Origin of the sequence: Nevskia sp. (genome assembly GCF_051860985.1) — a bacterium.
In the GTDB taxonomy this organism is placed as follows: Bacteria; Pseudomonadota; Gammaproteobacteria; order Nevskiales; family Nevskiaceae; genus Nevskia.
Genome location: NZ_JBIMKV010000001.1, coordinates 241,808 through 260,744, shown reverse-complemented (window position 1 = coordinate 260,744; position 18,937 = coordinate 241,808). Strand labels below are relative to the sequence as shown.

At 66.8% G+C, this 18,937-nt stretch carries 16 protein-coding genes; 3 read left to right on the top strand and 13 right to left on the bottom strand.

The window, feature by feature from the left end; genetic code table 11:
• Positions 1-144 precede the first annotated feature (144 nt).
• The 8 genes from ACTIGJ_RS01155 to ACTIGJ_RS01120 all read right to left on the bottom strand — a co-directional run bounded on the left by ACTIGJ_RS01155 (position 145) and on the right by ACTIGJ_RS01120 (position 8,116).
• Entirely contained in the window at positions 145-885 is a 741-nt protein-coding gene (locus tag ACTIGJ_RS01155) for a class I SAM-dependent methyltransferase (RefSeq protein WP_439638432.1), read from the bottom strand.
• 58 nt (positions 886-943) lie between these two features.
• On the bottom strand, positions 944-2,419 hold the full coding sequence (locus tag ACTIGJ_RS01150; protein WP_439638431.1) for a lipopolysaccharide biosynthesis protein: 1,476 nt from the start codon (positions 2,417-2,419) through the stop codon (positions 944-946).
• 110 nt (positions 2,420-2,529) lie between these two features.
• A complete protein-coding gene (locus tag ACTIGJ_RS01145) occupies positions 2,530-3,492 on the bottom strand; it encodes a hypothetical protein (RefSeq protein ID WP_439638430.1) in 963 nt (320 codons plus the stop codon).
• Positions 3,489-4,175 (bottom strand): HAD family hydrolase, encoded by a 687-nt coding sequence (locus tag ACTIGJ_RS01140; protein ID WP_439638429.1) that lies wholly within the window; start codon positions 4,173-4,175, stop codon positions 3,489-3,491. Before ACTIGJ_RS01140 ends, ACTIGJ_RS01145 begins: the two co-directional genes overlap by 4 nt.
• A complete protein-coding gene (locus ACTIGJ_RS01135; protein ID WP_439638428.1) occupies positions 4,172-4,909 on the bottom strand; it encodes a 3-deoxy-manno-octulosonate cytidylyltransferase in 738 nt (245 codons plus the stop codon). The genes ACTIGJ_RS01140 and ACTIGJ_RS01135 overlap by 4 nt, the downstream gene beginning before the upstream one ends.
• The gene (locus tag ACTIGJ_RS01130; protein WP_439638427.1) at positions 4,906-6,522 is read right to left on the bottom strand and encodes an aldolase catalytic domain-containing protein; all 1,617 of its coding nucleotides are present in this window, start codon (positions 6,520-6,522) and stop codon (positions 4,906-4,908) included. The genes ACTIGJ_RS01135 and ACTIGJ_RS01130 overlap by 4 nt, the downstream gene beginning before the upstream one ends.
• Complete coding sequence (locus ACTIGJ_RS01125; RefSeq protein ID WP_439638426.1) at positions 6,519-7,880, bottom strand: flippase; 1,362 nt, start codon at positions 7,878-7,880, stop codon at positions 6,519-6,521. Before ACTIGJ_RS01125 ends, ACTIGJ_RS01130 begins: the two co-directional genes overlap by 4 nt.
• Entirely contained in the window at positions 7,847-8,116 is a 270-nt protein-coding gene (locus tag ACTIGJ_RS01120; protein WP_439638425.1) for a hypothetical protein, read from the bottom strand. The genes ACTIGJ_RS01125 and ACTIGJ_RS01120 overlap by 34 nt, the downstream gene beginning before the upstream one ends.
• A 352-nt stretch (positions 8,117-8,468) precedes the next feature.
• Here ACTIGJ_RS01120 and gmd point away from each other — a divergent pair, with 352 nt between their 5' ends.
• Positions 8,469-9,581, top strand: coding sequence for a GDP-mannose 4,6-dehydratase (gene gmd, locus ACTIGJ_RS01115; protein ID WP_439638646.1), 1,113 nt, complete (start codon positions 8,469-8,471; stop codon positions 9,579-9,581).
• A gap of 12 nt (positions 9,582-9,593) precedes the next feature.
• On the top strand, positions 9,594-10,529 hold the full coding sequence (gene fcl / locus ACTIGJ_RS01110) for a GDP-L-fucose synthase (protein ID WP_439638645.1): 936 nt from the start codon (positions 9,594-9,596) through the stop codon (positions 10,527-10,529).
• Between the two features lie 58 nt (positions 10,530-10,587).
• On the opposite strand, the gene ACTIGJ_RS01105 is transcribed toward fcl, so the two are convergent.
• The 5 genes from ACTIGJ_RS01105 to ACTIGJ_RS01085 all read right to left on the bottom strand — a co-directional run bounded on the left by ACTIGJ_RS01105 (position 10,588) and on the right by ACTIGJ_RS01085 (position 16,090).
• A complete protein-coding gene (locus ACTIGJ_RS01105) occupies positions 10,588-11,199 on the bottom strand; it encodes a sugar transferase (RefSeq protein ID WP_439638424.1) in 612 nt (203 codons plus the stop codon).
• Positions 11,200-11,434: 235 nt separating this feature from the next.
• Positions 11,435-12,454: a UDP-glucose 4-epimerase GalE gene (gene galE / locus ACTIGJ_RS01100; RefSeq protein WP_439638423.1), complete on the bottom strand. Its 1,020-nt coding sequence runs from the start codon at positions 12,452-12,454 to the stop codon at positions 11,435-11,437.
• Between the two features lie 8 nt (positions 12,455-12,462).
• Entirely contained in the window at positions 12,463-13,434 is a 972-nt protein-coding gene (locus tag ACTIGJ_RS01095) for a UDP-glucuronic acid decarboxylase family protein (RefSeq protein ID WP_439638422.1), read from the bottom strand.
• A gap of 481 nt (positions 13,435-13,915) precedes the next feature.
• Positions 13,916-15,256 carry an ABC1 kinase family protein gene (locus tag ACTIGJ_RS01090; protein WP_439638421.1) on the bottom strand — a complete coding sequence of 447 codons (1,341 nt, stop codon included), beginning with the start codon at positions 15,254-15,256 and terminating at the stop codon, positions 13,916-13,918.
• Between the two features lie 27 nt (positions 15,257-15,283).
• Complete coding sequence (locus tag ACTIGJ_RS01085; protein WP_439638420.1) at positions 15,284-16,090, bottom strand: TIGR03084 family metal-binding protein; 807 nt, start codon at positions 16,088-16,090, stop codon at positions 15,284-15,286.
• A 172-nt stretch (positions 16,091-16,262) separates the two neighbouring features.
• Between ACTIGJ_RS01085 and alaS the strand changes: the two genes are divergently transcribed.
• A complete protein-coding gene (gene alaS, locus ACTIGJ_RS01080) occupies positions 16,263-18,926 on the top strand; it encodes an alanine--tRNA ligase (protein ID WP_439638419.1) in 2,664 nt (887 codons plus the stop codon).
• Positions 18,927-18,937 lie beyond the last annotated feature (11 nt).

Sequence of the window (18,937 nt, the reverse complement as noted above, 5' to 3'; positions counted from 1 at the left end):
GGCGTTGCCTGCCTGCCGCGCATTATTCGCGCTTTCTGCTTCGGCCACCGGCTGCACCTTGTCGCTGCGGCGCAGGCGGCGTGTCGGTCATCAGCGTTTCGCCGGCGACGGCGGGCTGCCCGTCCGGAACAAGCGGCGAATCTTCTAGGCTCCTGCCGGCTTCACGACGACAACCACATTCGTCGATAACGGTGTGGACCCGCTGGAGTACAGCGCCCGCAGGAACAGGCGGTGCACGCGTCGCAGGATGCGCTGCAGCGGTCGCAGCAGCCGTGCCGGAAATGGGGTCGGGAAGGCAGGATCAATCGCTTCCCGCAGCGCCACGGTGTCAAGGCCCGCCTGGCGGCACAGCTGGGCGACGATGGGGCCGGACAGCATGCTGACGTGGGTGGCGTCGCCGAACTGGTTCAGCAGGCCGGCCGCGCTCTGGCAGTTTGGAAAGCGGAAGACGATGCGGGCATCGTGATCGGCGATCCGGCGGACCTGTTTCAGGAAATCGACGAGGTGTTCGCGCGGGATGTGTTCCAGCACGTCGAATGCCGTGATGATGTCGTGGCTCGCGGTCGGTACGTGGTCCAGGCCTTCGTAGGTTCGGATGCCGCGTGCCTCGGCGGCTTCGCGCAGTTCGGTCTGCAGTTCGATGCCCGCGATGCTCGCGCCGGACTGCTGCGCCCACGCCAGCAGGGCGCCGCTGCCGAAGCCGATGTCGAGCCACCGCTTGCCGTGCACGGGCATATCGCGGAATTCGCGCTGGAACAGGGCGCATTCGTGGGCCTGGGGGCTGAACAGGTGGTTCCATTGCTTCCATGCACGGTAGCCGTCGTAGCTTTCCGCGCCGGTCGAGGCGGATGCGGCGGCGGCCATCGGTGATTCGGGCTTGGTCATCGTGTGCTCGGTCGATGTGCGGGCATCGGCAGGGGTGGCGTCATGGCAACTGGGACTGTCAGGAGGCGGGCTGGAGACTTTCCGTCGCCGTTTGGCGTTGCAGCCGGTGGCGCTGGAACAGCGTGTTGCAGATTTCGCCGGTGAGCGCAGCCGCTCCGGCACCTGCGGCTCCGAAGCGCTGGGTCAGCAGCACGGCAAGCGAAAAAGTGATGACGCTGTTAATGACGGCCGCGTACATCACGGCATCGAAGCGGCCGAGCCGCAGCAGCAGGGCGGTGATCATCGAGTTGGCAACGCGGAACGGGATCGCGGCGGCGAACAGCGCAGCCAGCAGGCCGGCTTCCGGGCGAAGGTTCAGCAGCTGCGTGACCAGCCGCGCCAGCGCGCCCAACGCCATGACCGCAAGCACCATGCCGATGACGGTGGGCCACACCGGCGCGGCGAGCAGGCGGCGGGCCAGCTGCACGGTGTCCGCATTCCGTCGGCTTCCCAGCTCGGCAAGCAGCGCGAGCGAGGCAAGTGCGAACAACATGAAAAACGGTTCGATGAGCCGGAAGCCGGCCGAGTAGTCGGCCTGGGCATCGATGCCGGCGATCGGCCTGACGATCACCACATCGAGCCGGCTGTAGGCCATCACCGTCACGGCGATCAGGGCGCTCGGAATCAGCTTGCCGGCGATCAGCCGCAACGCGTGGCCCAGGCGTCGCCAGTGGCGCCCGGTGGCCTGCAGCAGGGCGCGCATTGGCGCCGAGGCGATCATCACAGCCGACAAGCCGGCGATGCAGTCCGGCGTGATCAGCAGCCAGGCCATGGTCGACAGGCGGGCCGGTGTCATCAGCACGAACAGGTCAACCAGCAGCGAGGCGGCCAGCGTGATGCCGACCAGCACGCCGAGGCCGCTGAACCGTTCGGCCTTCTGCAACAGGGCCACGGCGCTGGACTGCGCGGCGGTGGCCACGATCAGCAGGAATATCGGCAGCGTGGCTCGGGTGTCGGTCAGCAGGAAGGCGAGCGCGATGCCGCCGACACTCAGCAGCAGTGAAGCAGCGCCGCGCAGCACTAGCGCTGCCCGTACCGTGGCGCGCAGCGCCTGATGCCCGCTACCGAGACGCGAATAGATGTAGGAATCGGTGCCGAGATCGGCGACCGCCCGAAGCAGTTCAACGCCGGACAGCGTTGCCGCCAGCGCGGCGAACTCGGCGATCGACAGGTGCCGCGCGGCCTGGATCAGCACGAACCAGCGACCGATGACCAGTGCGATCCGGGCGGCGGCGAAGCTGGCATACCGGCTGGCAAGCCGCCGCAGCGCGTCTTTCGTGGAGGGCGAAATCAAGGTGCGGATGGGTCGGGTACGCAGGATTCGGGCGCGGCGGCAGGCCGGAAAGACGCTGGCGCGGGCGCAACCGAGCGACGACAACCGTATCAAATCCGGATTGCCGTACTGTGCGATCTCGATCGCAGTGGTAGTAATTTTTTTGTGAATTCCCCTGATTCCCACCGACACCGGCAACGGCTTGCGGCCGATCGTCCGCAAACGCCAGGCCGTGCGGTCAAGCCGCGGTGACGGGACTGCGACGCTGCCGGCCGGATGGATTCAGCAAGGTGCCGACACGGCTGCCGGATCGAGCGTCGCCGGGGAACGATTCAGGGCGTGGTCAGGCGCGGTTGAGCCGCCGCTGTCCGCGCCGGGGCCGGGTGGGCCGAGTGTCCGGATGAGCCGACAGCGGCGGATGGGCCTGACGTGCCGGGCTGCCAGGCGGAGTCGCTGACGATCTGCAGCTCGATGCCCAGGCTGTCGAGCCAGCGGACCAGTGACGGTACCGCGGCGGCCACGGCCTGCGCCTCGCCTTCGATCATCGAGGCCGGGTTGTAGCGGCGGCCGGTGACATGCAGCCAGAACTTGCAGAAGCGCGTGAGCCCCAGGTTGCGCGCCAGCCAGCGCGCCGGCATGAAGCGCGGCCGGACCGGTGGCGCGGGCTTCGCGGCCGGGGCGGCGGTGTCGTAGAAATGGGTGTTGGCAGCCGCGCCGTCGGCGATATCCCAGCCCACGGTGACGATTCGGCGGACGCCCAGCAGCGCAAGGGTATGGAAGACGGTCTCGTACATGATTCCGGGGCCCCAGCGGCGGGGCCGGTCGACGTCGATCAGCGCTTCGGCCGCGAAATCGCCGGTCGCGGCCAAGCTGTGCCGCAGATCATGGCCGGGGGGAACGCCGACGTTGAGCAGCAGATCGGGATCGGCGAACCAGAGCGAGCCCTTCGAGGCCGAAAACACCTGCAGCGGCCGGCGGCTGCGCCGGTAACGGAAACGCTGCAGGTTCTGCGAATTCAGGAAATGCAGGTGGCAGGGCACATCGATGCGATCGATCGCCTGCTTGACGCAGGCCACGACCGGCCGCTCCGGCAGCGCGTCGTAGACCTCCCGCCAGCGGTTCAGCGACGGACCGCAACTCAGCAGTAGAACGGTCCTGCCCGCGAAGGCATCGCGCAGGCTTTCCAGATCACCGGGCCGTTTGCGCAGCGCGGCGCGCAGACGGGCCACGTGCGCGAACAGTGCGGCGTCATGCAGGCCTGGGTCTGGATCGTTCGGGGCCGGTGGCGTGGTCATGGGCGATCTACGGTCGGGAGCAGCGCATCGGCGCGGACAATGGTCGGCAGCGCGTGGCGGGCCACGTACTGTGCCCATTCGTCGTACTCGGTCCAGGCCGAGACGAACACGAAATCGATACCGGACGCAGTGGCAGCTTCGTGATCGAGCCGGCTGTCGCCGAGCATCAGCGCGGCCGGCGGTGCGCCGCCGTGATCGGCCACCAGTTGTTGGACCAGCGTGGTCTTCGGCGTCGGGCTGCCGTGGATGCCGGCATCGAACAGGTCATCGAGGCCGCGCGCGCCCAGCACTTCGCGCAGCTCGGTCTGGTCGGCGCCGGAAGCGATGGCCCAGCGCGCGCCACGGGTGGCCCGTCGCAGCGCGTCGAGGCGTGGCGTGACCGGGCACTGCCGCAACCCGTCGCGAACTTCGGCCGCGAAGGCGTCGAGCAGCGCCGGCAGGCGCGCATCGTCGTCGATGCCGGCCTCGCGCAGCAGCTGCCGCAGCTTGACGTAGCGCGACAGGCCGCCGTTCTGCTGGTGGAAGTGCACGAAGCGTGCGGCGATATCGGTGCCGAATGGCGCGGCGACGGTGCGGAAGGCTTCGGTCTTGACCGCGTTGGAATCGAGCACGACGCCGTCGCAGTCGAAGATCAGCAGTCGGTACTCGGCCAGCGGCCGCAGCTTGACGGGGCCCCCATTCATGCCAGCCCCCGGGCGCGGATCGCGTGTTCGGCAAGATGCACGTCGTCCGGCATGTCGACAGCGATCGACTGCGAGGACATCGCCAGCATCCGTACCTCGTAGCCGAGTTCGAGGAAGCGCAGGATCTCGATGTCCTCCTCGGCTTCCAGCGGTGTCTTGGTCGTCTGGCTTGCGAAGGCCTGCAGTGCGGCGCGCGGGAAGGCATAGGCGCAGACCTGCCGCCAGCCCTTCGAGAATTGCCCGGCCTTAGTCCCGGGAATGCCGGATCGCGACATGTAGAGCAGCCGGCCGTCGGGGCGGAATACCACCTTGGGAATGCTCCGCCGGAAGAACAGCTCGGCATCGTCGATCGCGCAGTAGCCGTTCAGCACCTCGCCGGGGTGACGGTCGACGGCGGCGATCAGCAGCCGCAGGTCGTCGGGATCGAACAGCGGCTCGTCGCCCTGCACATTGACCAGCACGTCGGCATCGAGCTGCCCAGCAGCCTCGGCAACGCGGTCGGTGCCGGTCAGGCAATCCGGGCTTGTCATGAGCACCTGGATGCCGTGGTCGCGGCACAGCGCCTCGATGCGGATATCGTCAGTGGCCACCCAGATCCGCGCCGGATCGACCGCCTGCGTGCAGCGCTGCCAGGTGCGCACCAGCATCGGCACGCCGCACAGCGGGATCAGCGGTTTGCCCGGCAGCCGGCTGGACGCGTGGCGGGCGGGGATGATGACGGCGTGACGGCTCATGCGTTCTGGGCGTAGACGGAGGTCGCCGTCAGGCGGGCATGGCGCGACGGCGTGATGGCGCGCAGTGGCAGCGCGCCGGGCGTGCGCAGATAGGCGTCGAGCGTCGCCGTCATCTCGTCCTGGCGCGGATCATCGGCGGCAAAGCCGTCGAAGCCGGCGAGATCGATGCGGGCGGCGCCGCCACTGGTGGCGATCGCCAGCGCATAGCCGGCCACCAGCACGTTGGGCGTGACGCAACTGGTGGCGTCAAAGGCGAAGCGGCCGCTTTCGACGGCCTGGCCAAAGTCGCGGATGTCGAGGCTGGACAAGCGGCTGCGCAGGTCGCAAGGCAGCATGCTGAGCGGCGCGACCAGCGGCTGCCCGAGCTGCTGGTAGCGGGGATGATCGGCCGTGAGGCGGATCGGGTGGGAGGCGGCGCGTAGGTCGATCAGCGCGCCGTCGATGATGTCGACGGTGTTCAACGCAATCACCCGTGGTCGCCGCGCGCGGATCCAGTGTTCGATCGCGGTGCGATGGCGCGCGACCGATGCGCCCGGCGCCACGATCAGGACCTCGCGGCCAGACAGCAGCGTCGACGGTGCCCACTGCCCCTGGCGTGGCCCGGTGCAGGCGATGCGGCCGGTTTCCAACCGGGTGCTGGAGAACTTCTTGCCGTCCGCCTGCTGGAGCCGGCCGATCACCGACAGGATGTCTTCCTCGGCGAAGCGCGGGTCGGACAGCATTTCCTGGATGTAGGTCGGATGAATGCCGTGCTTGCCGGCCAGGTAGTAGTACGGATTGGTGCCCCATTCGTACTGCTGCTGCAGCGGCTTGAAGTAACGGCGAATCAGCGCCAGCAACGGCGTGAGATCGCGATGACGGTCCGGCGCGCGCGCGATGAGTTCGATGGCGAGGTATTCGGTCTTGACGTTGCCGGGCCCGCGTCCCATGCCAGTGACCGTCGCGTCCAGCCAGGTCACGCCCTCCTCGGCGGCGCGCAGCGTGTTGGCCAGTGCAAGGCCGAGGTTGTCGTGAGTATGGATGCCGATCGGGCCCGACCATTCGCGGCGGATGTCGCGGACGATCCGCGCCGTCTGCTCCGGATTCAGGCTGCCCATGCTGTCGGCGAAGTACAGCACCTCAACGGCGCTGGCGGCCGCGCTGCGCGCGACGCCGGCGATCTCGTCCGGGTGACGATCGGCAATCTGCATCAGGTTGATGCCGGTGCGATAGCCGAGTGCACGTAGCCGCGCGATCGCTTCGAGGCAGGGCTTGAACTCGTGCAGGTGGCAGGCGAGGCGCACCAGCGTCACGCGTGACTGGCTGGCGTCGCTGAATAGCGCGTCGATGGCAGCGACCGGCCCGCCTGCATGGCTGATCAGCTCGGCGCCGTTCACCATCACGCCCACCTGGAGGCCGGTTGGAATCGTCAGCGTGTCGAGGTAGGCGTCGGTCGTGTAGGCGCAGCCGCCCTTGAAGCCCCGGGTGTCGAACGAACGGAAGCCGAGTTCGACGTAGTCGGCGCCGAGCGCGGCCATCGCGGCCAGGTAGGCATCGACGAGCGCGGGCTCGTAATCCCACTGGTTGTAATAGCCGCCGTCGCGCAGCGTGCAATCGAGCAGGGTGACGTTCATGGTCCTCGTCCGCGGGTGCGGGAACCCATCAGCCAGCCAAACAGGGCGCGCGCCTTGATGCTGCGCAGCGACGCCAGGTCGCGGTCGATGAAGTCCAGCAGATAGTTTGCCGTTGCCAGCGCGGTCAGGGTCACCCAGGCAGACCCCACAATACCGTAGCGAGGGATCGCCCACAGGTTCAGCGTCACACTGAGCAGTGCCGACACGACGGCGCGTACCGCCAGCTTCCGTTGCAGGCCGTGTGCCACGAAGTAGCGCGCGTTGACCGAGCCCATCGCCGAGAACAGGCCGGCGAAGATGCTGATCGACAGCACGTCAGCGGCACCGTCGAAGGCATGGCCCAGCGTCAGCGCGACGATCCATGGCGCCAGCAGCGTCGTGACTATCGCCACCGCCAGGCTGGCACCGACCAGCATCCGGTACAGCAGCAGGAATCGCTGCTCCACCTGCGCAGCACTGCTTTGCGGGCCGGCGATCAAGCCGGGCAGGAAGGCGATCGACACGAACGTGGGAACCGCGATCCAGGCGTCGTAGAGGCGTACCGAGGCGGCGTAGACGCCGGCCTGCGTGGCGCCGGCGAGCTGGTAGACGAGGTACTGGTCGACGCGGGTCTGTGCGAGGGTCGCCACAGTGGCTGCCAGCGTCGGCCAGGACTGCGCAAGCAGTGCCGTGATCTCGCCGGGTGTCGGCTTTCTGGCAGCCGTCACGGTCGCACCCTGAGCCGACGGAATGCGTCGCACGGCGAGCGCCATCAGCAGGTAGCTCAGTCCCTGTTCGAGCAATACGGATAGCGCAAACAGCACCAACGGTGCGTCGACCAGGATCAGCGCCACCCGCAGCAGTGCGACGGCGGCGATCGAGATGACCCGGCTGACGACCACCATCGGCATTGCCCGCCGCGCCTGCAGCAGGCTGTCGTTGACGCTGAGCGGCTGGATGGCGACGGCCGCTGCGACGATCACGACTTCGCTGGTGCCCGCGCCGACCGCCCACGCCGTGATCAGCAGGACCATTGCGCTGACGATGCCGCTGAATCCGATGGCGCGGCGCGCGGCGGCCATCAGGCGCGGTGCACGCTCGGGCGCGGCGACCAGTTCGCGCAGCAGAATGGTGTCGACGCCAGCCCGCGTCAGCATCGCGAACAGCAGCACGGCGGTCATCAGCATCGACAACCGCCCGAAACGCTCGGGACCGAGATGTCGGGCCATCCACAGCCCGACGAACACCGCCGACACGAACCGCAGTCCGTGCTCGGCGATCAGCCAGCCGGAATTGCGGATCAGGTGCCGGGTCGACGCGTCGGCCGTGGGGCGCGCGGAGTCCATCATTTGGCGCATGGCAATGTCGGGGCGCAGCACAGCAGGTCCCGTTCGGCCTTCGGGCAGCGCCGCGCCGCGTTCTCGGGGCGGTCGTACATCGGGGTCATGGTCGGCAGTTCGATGAGTTCGCCGCTGCGGCGGCGGTTCAGGTGGTTGTCGATCACGTGGAAGATTCCAGCCAGCGCTCCGGCTGTCGCATGGGCCTGACGCGCACGCCAGAGGTGACCCTGCAGCCGCAATGATGCCTTGTCGAGACGAGTCTGCCGGCGGTTCATCGACGAGGCGTACGGATCATCGGATACGCGGAACTTCTGCGGACCTACTGGCGATGGCAGTCCCGAGTCTGCGACGCCAGCGCGAGCCCGCTAGCGTCACGTCCCCCGCGCCGCGAAACGGGCACGCCGACGGGCAAGCCGGAGCCGGCGGGACGCCGCGGCAGTCCGAGGCCGATATTGACGGCCTCGCGTCGAATGCAGGGGCGTCGGTTCGCATGCGAAAGCTTTTCCGCTGCGCGGGTCCAAGACCGGCGACAATTTCCGCCTTTCAACCGACTTCACGTCCATACGGGGCTGGCCCCGATCCGACCAACCGAAGATGAGGCGCGACACGATGACGAATGCCCAGAAACTGCGGAAACGCGCCCTCATCACCGGCATCACCGGTCAGGATGGGGCCTATCTGGCCGAGTTCCTGCTTGGCAAGGGCTACGAGGTGCATGGCATCAAGCGGCGTTCGTCGTCGTTCAACACGGGGCGCATCGACCATCTGTACCAGGACCCGCACGAGCAGCAGCGGCGGCTGATCCTGCACTACGGCGATCTGACCGACTCCACCAACCTGATCCGCATCGTGCAGGCGGTGCAGCCGGACGAGATCTACAACCTCGGCGCGCAGAGCCATGTCGCGGTGTCGTTCGAAAGCCCGGAGTACACGGCCAATTCCGATGCGCTCGGTACGCTGCGCCTGCTGGAGGCGATCCGCATCCTCGGGCTGGAGAAGAAGACCCGCATCTACCAGGCCTCGACCTCGGAGCTGTACGGCAAGGTGCAGGAGATTCCGCAGAAGGAGACCACGCCGTTCTATCCGCGCTCGCCGTACGGCGTGGCCAAGCTGTATGCGTACTGGATCACCGTGAACTACCGCGAGTCCTACGGCATGTATGCCTGCAACGGCATCCTGTTCAACCATGAATCGCCGGTGCGCGGCGAAACCTTCGTGACGCGCAAGATCACGCGGGCGTTGGCGCGCATCTATCTCGGCCTTGAAAGCTGCCTGTATCTCGGCAACATGAACAGCCTGCGTGACTGGGGACATGCGCGGGACTATGTCCAGATGCAGTGGCTGATGCTGCAGCAGGAGCAGCCGGAGGACTTCGTGATCGCCACCGGCGTGCAGCATTCGGTGCGTGATTTCGTCAATGCCGCCGCTGCCGAACTGGGCATGACATTGGCTTGGCACGGCGTCGGCGTCGACGAATACGCGACGGTGCTGACAGCCCCTGAGGAGTGCGCAGCGAAGCCGGGCACGAAGATCGTGGCAGTGGACCCGCGCTACTTCCGTCCTGCCGAGGTCGACACGCTGCTTGGCGATCCCACCAAAGCACGTGAAAAGCTGGGCTGGACGCCGACAACGAGCTTTGCCGAACTGGTGCAGGAAATGATGGCCGAGGACCTGAAGTCGGCACGGCGCGACACGCTGGTGCAGAAGGCCGGCTACCGCGCGTTCAACTACCACGAGTAAGGGATGGCCACGATGACGCCGGATTCGAAGATCTTCGTCGCAGGCCACCGAGGACTGGTGGGATCGGCCATCGTCCGCCGCCTGCAGTCAGCTGGTTTTACCCAGATCCTGACCCGCAGCCGCAGTGAACTCGATCTGACCGACAAGCAGGCGGTGCGCGGCTTCTTCGACGCGCAACAGCCGGACTACGTGTTCCTGGCGGCTGCGAAGGTTGGCGGCATTCTCGCCAACGACAGCTTCCCGGCGGATTTCATTCGTGAAAACCTGGAGATCCAGACCAATGTCATCGACAGCGCCTGGCGCGCCTCGGTGAAGAAACTGGTGTTCCTCGGTTCATCGTGCATCTATCCGAAATTCGCAGCCCAGCCGATCACCGAGGATGCGCTGCTGACCGGTACGCTGGAGCCCACCAACGAGTGGTACGCGATCGCCAAGATCGCCGGCATCAAGACCTGCGAGGCCTACCGCAAGCAGCACGGCTTCAACGCCATATCGCTGATGCCGACCAATCTTTACGGGCCCGGCGACAACTTCGATCTGAAAAGCTCGCACGTGCTGCCGGCCTTGATCCGCAAGTTTCACGAATCGAAGCAGCGGGGCGACGCCGAAGTGGTCGTCTGGGGCACGGGCACGCCCCGTCGCGAGTTCCTGCATGTCGACGATCTGGCCGACGCCTGCCTGCATCTGTTCCGCAGTTACGAGGGGGCGGCGGTCGTCAATGTCGGCGTCGGTGACGATGTCTCGATCGCCGAACTGGCGGCCCTGGTCAGCGCCGTTGTCGGCTTCGAAGGTCGCATCGTCTACGACACCAGCAAGCCGGACGGCACGCCGCGCAAGCTGCTGGACGTATCGCGGCTGCAGGCACTCGGCTGGAAGGCCAAGATCGGTCTGGCCGACGGAATCGCGTCTACCTACCGGTGGTTCCTCGAGCAGGGGAACGGCGCGTAGCGCCGGCGGCCGTTATTCCCGGCGGCTGTTCTCAGCGCCGGGCACGCCCGCAGCCGATTCAGTACGCGCCGCTGCCCTTGAGCACGACGCGCACGGTCTTCAGGATGATCCCGAGGTTCATCTGCAGGCTGCGGTGCTTGGAGTAGTAGGCATCCAGCACCACACGCCGCTCGTAGCTGGAATCGCTGCGGCCGGACACCTGCCACAGGCCCGTCAGCCCAGGGCGCTGCGCGTAATAGTGCTTGGCGAAGCGGCCGTACTTCGCGATCTCGAAAGGCTCGATCGGGCGCGGGCCGACCAGACTCATGTCGCCGCGCAGGATGTTCCAGAGCTGCGGCAGTTCATCGAGGCTGGTCTTGCGCAGGAAACGGCCGACGCGCGTCACTCGCGGGTCATTCTTGAGTTTGAAGCTGGTTTCCCACTCGGCGCGCAGCTCGGGGTTGCTTGCCAGCACGTCCTGAAGGACGGCGGCAGCATTCGGCACCATGGTGCGGAACTTGTAGACCTTGAAACTGCGGCCGCCCTTGCCGAGCCGGGACTGGCTGAACAGCACCGGGCCATCCGATAGGCCCAGCGCCACCACGGCGGCGACGATGACCGGACTGAACACCGCCCCGAGTCCGATGGCGAACAGCAGGTCGAGCCCGCGATCCACCGCGCGCAGCGCCACTGACCGTGCGCCGTTGCCGTCGGCTCGCGATGCACGCCGTGGCACGCGGGGGACGTGCAGGCGGGCGGGAATCGGCGGCGTGACCGTGGCCGTGTGCGTGGAGCGGAGGTGGCCGCTTTTGGCTGTCGGTCGGGTTTCGGCGGTGCTGGACATGGGGCTTCGGGTCTCGAGTCCGGTGGCTGTCGAAGCTTGTGCTGGGTCTTGACGGGTGGTCGATGGATCAGGAGTGGCGTCGTCAGCAATCGCGGCTCAGCGACTGCCTTTTCTGCATCCAACGCCAACTGTGTGCGATCGCGTCGTCAAGTTCGGTGAATTTCGGCGTCCAGCCCAGCGCGGCCCGCGCGTAGTCTGCACGGCCGACAGCATAGGGGGGATCGCCGGGCCGGCGATCGGTATAGATCACCGGAATTGTGCGCCCGGTCACGCGACGTGCCGCTTCCACGATCTGGTTCAAGGAAAATCCGTTTCCGACACCGAGGTTAACAGCCTCGAATGTCATTTTTTGTTGCAAGGCGCGCGCCACCGCCAGCGTGTGAGCGTGCGCCAGATCACAGACATGAACGAAATCGCGGACGCAGGTGCCATCGGCCGTGGGGTGGTCGGCGCCGTTCAGCGTGACCTTGTCGTCGATGCCGGCGGCGACCCTCAGCACCACCGGAATGATGTGCGGCTCAGGGTCGTGGTCTTCGCCGATCTCGCCGTCCGGGTCGGAGCCGGCGGCATTGAAATAGCGGAGCGCGATGGCGCTGAAGCCGTGATGGCGCACGAAGCCGCGGATCAGCTGCTCGCAGTTGAGCTTGCTCTGGCCATAGAACGAGCTGGGGTCGCAGGGCGTCGATTCGTCGATCGGCTGATCGTGGACGCCGCCGTAGACGGCGCAGCTCGACGAGAAGACCAGGGTCGTCACGCCGGTGGCGCGCATCGCTTCGAGCAGGCGCGTGGTACCGACGACGTTGTTCTCGAAGTACAGCGACGGGTTGGCCATCGATTCGCCGACATAGGCGAATGCGGCGAAGTGCATCACGGCGACCGGCTGGACCTCGCGGATGACCTGTTCGAGGCGGTTGCGGTCGAGGATGTCGCCCTCGATCAGCGGGCCCCATTTGACGGCTTCGCGATGGCCGCGGCTCAGGTTGTCGTAGACCACCGGCCGGTAGCCGGCGGCCGCCAGCGCCTTGCAGGCATGGCTGCCGACGAAACCGGCGCCGCCGGTGACCAGAATCGTGCGAGCGGAATCGGACGGGTTCATCGGCATCGGCAGGCTCAGCGTTTCTGGCCGCGCAGCACGCGCTCGAAGTACGGAATCGACCGCTGCAGGCCTTCGCGAAGCGCGATCTTGGGTTCCCAGCCCAGCGTGTTGCGGGCGCGGGTGATGTCCGGACGGCGCTGCTTGGGATCATCCGGCGGTAGCGGCAGGTGCTCGAGCGTCGACTTCGAGCCGGTCAGCTCGATCACCAGTTCGGCCAGTTCGCGGATCGTGAACTCGCCCGGGTTGCCGAGGTTGATCGGGCCGGTGATGTCTTCCGGCGAGTTCATCAGGCGCACGAAGCCTTCGACGAGATCGTCGACGAAGCAGAACGAGCGGGTCTGCTGGCCTTCGCCATAGATCGTGATCGGCCGGCCGAGCAGCGCCTGCATGATGAAGTTCGACACTACCCGGCCGTCGTTCGGATGCATGTTCGGGCCGTAGGTGTTGAAGATGCGGGCCACCTTGATCTCGACCTTGTGCTGCCGGTGGTAGTCGAAGAACAGCGTTTCGGCGCAGCGCTTACCTTCGTCGTAACAGGAGCGGTAGCCGACCGGGTTGACGTGGCCCCAGTAGTCCTCCGGCTGCGGATGGACTTCCGGATCGCCATAGACCTCGCTGGTCGAGGCCTGGAAGATCCGGCACTTCAGTCGCTTGGCCAAGCCCAGCATGTTGATCGCGCCGTGAACGCTGGTCTTGGTGGTGGCGACCGGATCGAACTGGTAGTGGATCGGGCTGGCCGGGCAGGCGAGGTTGTAGATCTGGTCGACTTCGACGTACAGCGGCATGGTCACGTCGTGGCGCAGGAATTCGAAGCGCGGGTGATTGAGGATGGGCTGCAGGTTCTCGCGCGAGCCGGTGTAGAAGTTGTCGACGCAGAGCACTTCCTGCCCTTCCGCCAGCAGCCGGGCACACAGGTGCGATCCAATGAAGCCGGCGCCGCCGGTGACGAGGATGCGCTGCGGTCCGAACTCTCGCTTGGTTCCCATGCCTGACTGGTCTCGATCGTTGTAGTGAATGACGGTGAAGGGAAATCGTGTAATTGCCGGGGTTTACAGTCAGCGATCGACGAAAAGCCGGCGCTTGTCGCGATGCTGCGGGTCGCAGGGAATCCGTCGGGAGGTCAGGTGGTTCGCGGCTGGCATCGCCCTCAAGAAAGGGTGATCAGGGCGACGGGAGACTGACGATGCTGGGGTCCTCGACATGGATGGAAGCTGAACGGCCGCTTTCGGGCCTGCTGGGATACCACAATAGGGCTGTCGACCGTTGGCGGCGTGCGCCACAACGGTGCGTCTATTGTGCACTGCGGCGGATCATTTTTTGTTGGTTCGTGAGGCGGATGTCGATTTCAAGCAAACGTCGTGCAAACCTTAATGCCAACAGATGCTTGAAAGACCTATCGAACCTGAATAGTGCAGATTTCGTTAGCCAAACTGTGAACTGCCGCACTGTTTCTGCCTGAACGGCGAATCAGCTGCTTTTTTTCGGGTCATCGTCCTGCACGCCGGCCGGGCGCAGACCCGGACGCAGCTGCACGCCGTGCGGCGCCAGGATGGCGATGACCGGCACGCGGGCCCGCAGCGCGCGCAGGATCCAGTAGTGGCCGCTCAGCGCCCGGAGCACGAACAGCAGGTCGGACACCGGCTTGAACTTGAACGACAGCCCGAGATTGCGCTTGATCGCCCCGCGGATGTCGGTGATGAAGCGGGCGTCATCGAAATCGAACGTTTCCGCCTCGGCGAGACGGCCCAGGATCAGTTCGGCAAGTTCGCGGTAGAAGGCGGTGAGCTGCTCGGTGGTGACGCCGTCGCTGATGCCGCCGAGCGCGGTGAGGTGGCCGTGCAAATCGTCCCAGTGCGACGCGTGGGCCGCATTGAGCAGCGCCACCACCCGATCGGCCACCGGGCGGCTGAGCCGCTTGACGCAGCCGAAGTCGTAGACCACCAGTTCGCCGGTCGGCCGGAACGCGAAATTGCCCGGATGCGGATCGGCATGCACCGCCAGCGCCACGAACAGCTGGTGCAGTGCCCAGCGGCTGAGCGCCAGTCCGAGGGCGTCGCGTACCTCCTGGGGCCAGGATTTCGCGATTTCCAGGGTGGCGCCAGCTTCCTCGCTGAGCACCAGGATGCCGTCGGCGCAGAGCGCCTCGACCGGCTTCGGGTAGACGATGCCGGCCAGCTTCGCGTGCCGGCGCAGATGCTGCAGATGCCCCAGTTCGGCGGCGTAGTCGGTTTCCTCGCGGAAGCGGTCGCGGACCTCGGCCATCAGCGTGTCGATGGCGCTGCCGTCGACCGGCAGCAGCTTCGACAGGCCGATCAGCCGTTTCAGCTGCGCGACATCGGCGTCAACGGCATCGACCACGCCGGGGTAGCGCACCTTGATGACCACTGGCGCGCCGTTGGACAGCACCGCGCGGTGCACCTGGCCGATGCTGGCGGCGGCGATTGCCTGCGGCTCGACCGAACGGACCCGCTTCCGCTGCGCGGCGGTCCATTGCGCGTCCAGCAGCGGCGCGATGTCGGCAAACGGCAGTGGCTCCACCGAACGCTGCAGCTTCTTCAGCTGCTCGCCGAGCTGCGGCGGCAGCACGTCGGCGTATTGCGAGGCCAGCTGGCCCATCTTCATGGCGGCGCCGCGCAGTTCGCCGAGCGTCTGCGCCCAATCCTCGCCGACCTCGGCCCAGTAGATCGCCGTGCGTTCCAGCCGGTCGCCCCCGGGCAGCTTGTTCAGCACCGATCGCCCGAGCGTCCGCAGTCCGGCGCCGAGGATCTTGCCGGTCCGTCCACCCGCACCGCGCGTCTTGATCGCCATCGAAATAATTGGGGTCAGATACAGATTTCAGCGAGCGAGTGCCGGCAGCCGGCTGCCGGCGGCAGGCGGATCTTCCGGCGGGCCGGCGAAGCACTGGGCGATGCCCATCCACTGCCTCGCCGGCTCCCCGGTGATGACCAGCGCCGTGTCGGCAATGTTCCGGCCCTGGGTGACGACATGGCAGAAGTCGCTGGCCAGGCCTTCGATCCGGTCGCTGTCCGATGGCGGATTCCACTCCCAGACCGCGCCGGACGGGGCGGTGAGGCGCAGGTGGGGCTCCGGCGTCGGCACCGGCAGCCGACGGTTGTTGAAGGTGAAGGCATAGGTCTTGACGCCCAGCGTGGCGATCGCCCGGATGGCGTCGGTATAAACGCGCGTCTGGCCCAGCAGGTCGTAGATGTCCTGACCGTGCGCCCAGGTTTCCATGTAGCGCGCGGTGACGAACGAGCGCGCCCCCATGTCCGGACCGAACCAGGCGAGGCGGGCCTTGGGATCAAGCTCGGCGAGGCGCGTGGTGAGGTCGGAGAAGCAGCGCTGCCAGGAATCGAGAATCGCGCGGCCGGGCTGCCCGGCGAAGTGCTGGCGGGTGAAGTCGCGCAACGAGGTACGGGCATTGAGGGCGGCCAGCAGCGGCAGGATGGCCTGCTTGAAGGCCGGCGGCCCCTGCAGCGAGGCAACGGCCCACTGGTCCGACAGGTGCAGATGCGCCACCACGTCCCACGGCGTCCACTGCTTGAACGGCGTCGGGCGTGACCAATCGTCGGGAGCAAGGCGGGCCAGCAGCGCCTGCAGCACAGCACCTTCGGCCTTGAGGTCTTCGACTTCCTGAAACATGGGAACTTCCGGATCGGGCGGTGGCGCATTGTCAGCGCATGCGCGATCGGCTGCGCAGACTGCTTGACGGGCCGTGCAAGAAGCCTGCGGGCGAGCCCGAAACCTCGCCGTTACAGGGCCTTGCGCGCTAAGATGCGCGACTTTTTTCGACCGGGAGCCGGCCCGGCAGGCCATGAACAGCAACGAATTGCGGGCGAAGTTCCTCGAATATTTCCGGAGCCAGGGTCACGCCGTGGTGCCGTCGTCGTCGTTGGTGCCGGGCAACGACCCGACCCTGCTGTTCACCAACTCCGGCATGGTGCAGTTCAAGGACGTGTTCACCGGCCAGGACAAGCGGCCATACACGCGGGCCACGTCGAGCCAGCGCTGTGTGCGCGCCGGCGGCAAGCACAACGATCTCGAGAACGTCGGCTACACGGCCCGGCATCACACGTTCTTCGAGATGCTGGGCAACTTCAGCTTCGGTGACTACTTCAAGCAGGACGCGATCCGTTTCGCCTGGGAGTTCATCACCAGCCCGGATTGGCTCGGCATCGACAAGTCGCGGCTGCTGGTCACCGTCTATCACACCGATGACGAGGCCTACGCCATCTGGCACGAGCAGATGGGCATTCCGGCCGAGCGCATCGTCCGCATTGGCGACAACAAGGGTGCGCCGTATGCCTCGGACAACTTCTGGGCGATGGGTGACACCGGTCCCTGCGGCCCGTGCACAGAGATCTTCTACGACCACGACCCGGACGGCTCCAAGGGCATCTGGGGCGGCCCGCCGGGATCGCCGGAGGAAGACGGCGACCGCTGGATCGAGATCTGGAATGTGGTGTTCATGCAGTTCGAGCGCGCCAAGGACGGCACGCTGAGCAAACTGCCGGCGCCGAGCGTCGATACCGGCATGGGCCTGGAGCGGATCAGCGCGCTGATGCAGGGCAGCAACGACAACTACCAGATCGACACCTTCAAGGTGCTGGTCGGGGCGGTCGCCAAGCTGTCGAACACCGCGCCGTATTCAAGCGCTTCGCAGAAGGTGGTGGCCGATCACATCCGCTCGGCGGCGTTCCTGATCATCGACGGCGTGACGCCGTCGAACGAAGGTCGCGGCTACGTGCTGCGCCGGATCATGCGCCGCGCGATCCGCCACGGTTACAAGCTGGGGCTGAACGAGGCGTTCTTCTGGAAGCTGGTCGGGCCGCTGGCCGAGGCGATGGGCACGGCCTACCCGGAGCTGATCGAGCAGCGCGCGCGCCTGGAACAGGTGATCCGCGCCGAGGAAGACAGCTTCGCGTCGACACTCGACAAGGGCATGAAGCTGCTCGACGACGCGATTGCCGGACTCAAGGCCGACACCATTCCCGGCGAGGTCGTTTTCAAGCTGTACGACACCTACGGCTTCCCGTTCGACCTCACTGCCGACATCGCCCGCGAGCGCAACCTCAAGCTCGACGAAGCCGGCTACGAGCGCGAGATGGACGCCCAGCGCGCCCGCGCCCGCGCAGCCAGCAGCTTCAAGACCGCCGGCACGCTGGCCTACGAAGGCGCCGATACGGTATTCGTCGGCTACGACCGGCTTTGGGACGATGCCCGGGTGCTGGCGCTGTACCGCGATGACCAGCCGGTGAGCACGCTGACCGCTGGCGACCACGGCGTGGTGGTGCTCGACCGCACGCCGTTCTACGCCGAATCCGGTGGTCAGGTCGGTGATCGCGGCACGCTGCAGCCGCCGCCGGCCTGCGGTGGCGACGATCAACGGCTGCGCTTCGTCGTGGCTGATACCCAGAAGCTGCGCGGCGCGGTGTTCGGCCATCACGGCGTGCTGGAACGCGGCGGCCTCGCGGTCGGCGACAGCGTGCGCGCCGAGGTGACGGGCAGCGTGCGCCGCGCCACGGTCCGCAACCACTCCGCCACCCATCTGATGCACAAGGCCCTGCGCGAAGTGCTGGGCGATCACGTGCAGCAGAAGGGCTCGCTCGTTGATGCCGACAAGACCCGTTTCGATTTCGCCCATACCGGTCCGATGACGGCCGAGCAGATCGCCGAGGTGGAACGCCGCGTCAATGCCGAGATCATGGCCAACGCCGATACCCAGGCGCGGGTGCTGCCGATCGAGGAAGCGCGCAAGACCGGGGCGATGATGCTGTTCGGCGAGAAGTACGGCGACGAAGTCCGGGTGCTCGACATCGGTTCCTCGCGCGAGCTGTGCGGTGGTACTCATGTCAATCGCGCCGGCGACATCGGCCTGTTCAAGATCGTGGCGGAAAGCGGCGTCGCTGCCGGGGTGCGGCGCGTCGAGGCGGTGACCGGCGACAACGCGCTGGCCTACGTCGGCGGCCTGCAACAGAAGCTGGCGGCTGCGTCCGGCCTGCTGAAGACCACGCCGGCCGAACTGGTCAACCGGGTCAATGCCGTGCTTGACGCCCAGAAGGCGCTCGAGAAGGAGCTGGCAACGCTGAAAGCCAAGCTGGCCGCCAACGCTGGCGACGAGCTGGCCGGGCAGGCGAAGGTGGTCCACGGCGTCAAGGTGCTGGCCACGGCGGTCGACGGCATCGACGCTGGCGAGCTGCGCGGTCTGCTCGATCAGCTGAAGAACAAGCTGGGGTCCGGCATCGTGCTGCTGGGCCTGCCGGCCGCCGACAAGGTGTCGCTGATCGCCGGTGTCACGGCCGATCTCACCGGGCGGGTGAAGGCCGGTGAGTTGCTGGCCCACGCGGCGGCGCAGGTCGGCGGCAAGGGCGGTGGCCGTCCCGACATGGCGCAGGGCGGTGGTACGCAGCCGCAGAACCTGCCGGAGGCGTTGCAGTCGGCGCTGCAGTGGATCGACGGCAAGCTCGCCGGCGGCTGATCAACCCGGCG

What these genes read in the sequence shown, in the direction of transcription:
- ACTIGJ_RS01140 (WP_439638429.1), bottom strand. Translation starts at nt 4,175, where the DNA reads ATGAATGGGGGCCCCGTCAAGCTGCGGCCGCTGGCCGAGTACCGACTG.
- ACTIGJ_RS01085 (WP_439638420.1), bottom strand. Translation starts at nt 16,090, where the DNA reads ATGTTTCAGGAAGTCGAAGACCTCAAGGCCGAAGGTGCTGTGCTGCAG.
- ACTIGJ_RS01155 (WP_439638432.1), bottom strand. Translation starts at nt 885, where the DNA reads ATGACCAAGCCCGAATCACCGATGGCCGCCGCCGCATCCGCCTCGACC.
- ACTIGJ_RS01145 (WP_439638430.1), bottom strand. Translation starts at nt 3,492, where the DNA reads ATGACCACGCCACCGGCCCCGAACGATCCAGACCCAGGCCTGCATGAC.
- ACTIGJ_RS01090 (WP_439638421.1), bottom strand. Translation starts at nt 15,256, where the DNA reads ATGGCGATCAAGACGCGCGGTGCGGGTGGACGGACCGGCAAGATCCTC.
- galE (WP_439638423.1), bottom strand. Translation starts at nt 12,454, where the DNA reads ATGCCGATGAACCCGTCCGATTCCGCTCGCACGATTCTGGTCACCGGC.
- ACTIGJ_RS01095 (WP_439638422.1), bottom strand. Translation starts at nt 13,434, where the DNA reads ATGGGAACCAAGCGAGAGTTCGGACCGCAGCGCATCCTCGTCACCGGC.
- alaS (WP_439638419.1), top strand. Translation starts at nt 16,263, where the DNA reads ATGAACAGCAACGAATTGCGGGCGAAGTTCCTCGAATATTTCCGGAGC.
- fcl (WP_439638645.1), top strand. Translation starts at nt 9,594, where the DNA reads ATGACGCCGGATTCGAAGATCTTCGTCGCAGGCCACCGAGGACTGGTG.
- ACTIGJ_RS01120 (WP_439638425.1), bottom strand. Translation starts at nt 8,116, where the DNA reads ATGAACCGCCGGCAGACTCGTCTCGACAAGGCATCATTGCGGCTGCAG.
- ACTIGJ_RS01130 (WP_439638427.1), bottom strand. Translation starts at nt 6,522, where the DNA reads ATGAACGTCACCCTGCTCGATTGCACGCTGCGCGACGGCGGCTATTAC.
- ACTIGJ_RS01135 (WP_439638428.1), bottom strand. Translation starts at nt 4,909, where the DNA reads ATGAGCCGTCACGCCGTCATCATCCCCGCCCGCCACGCGTCCAGCCGG.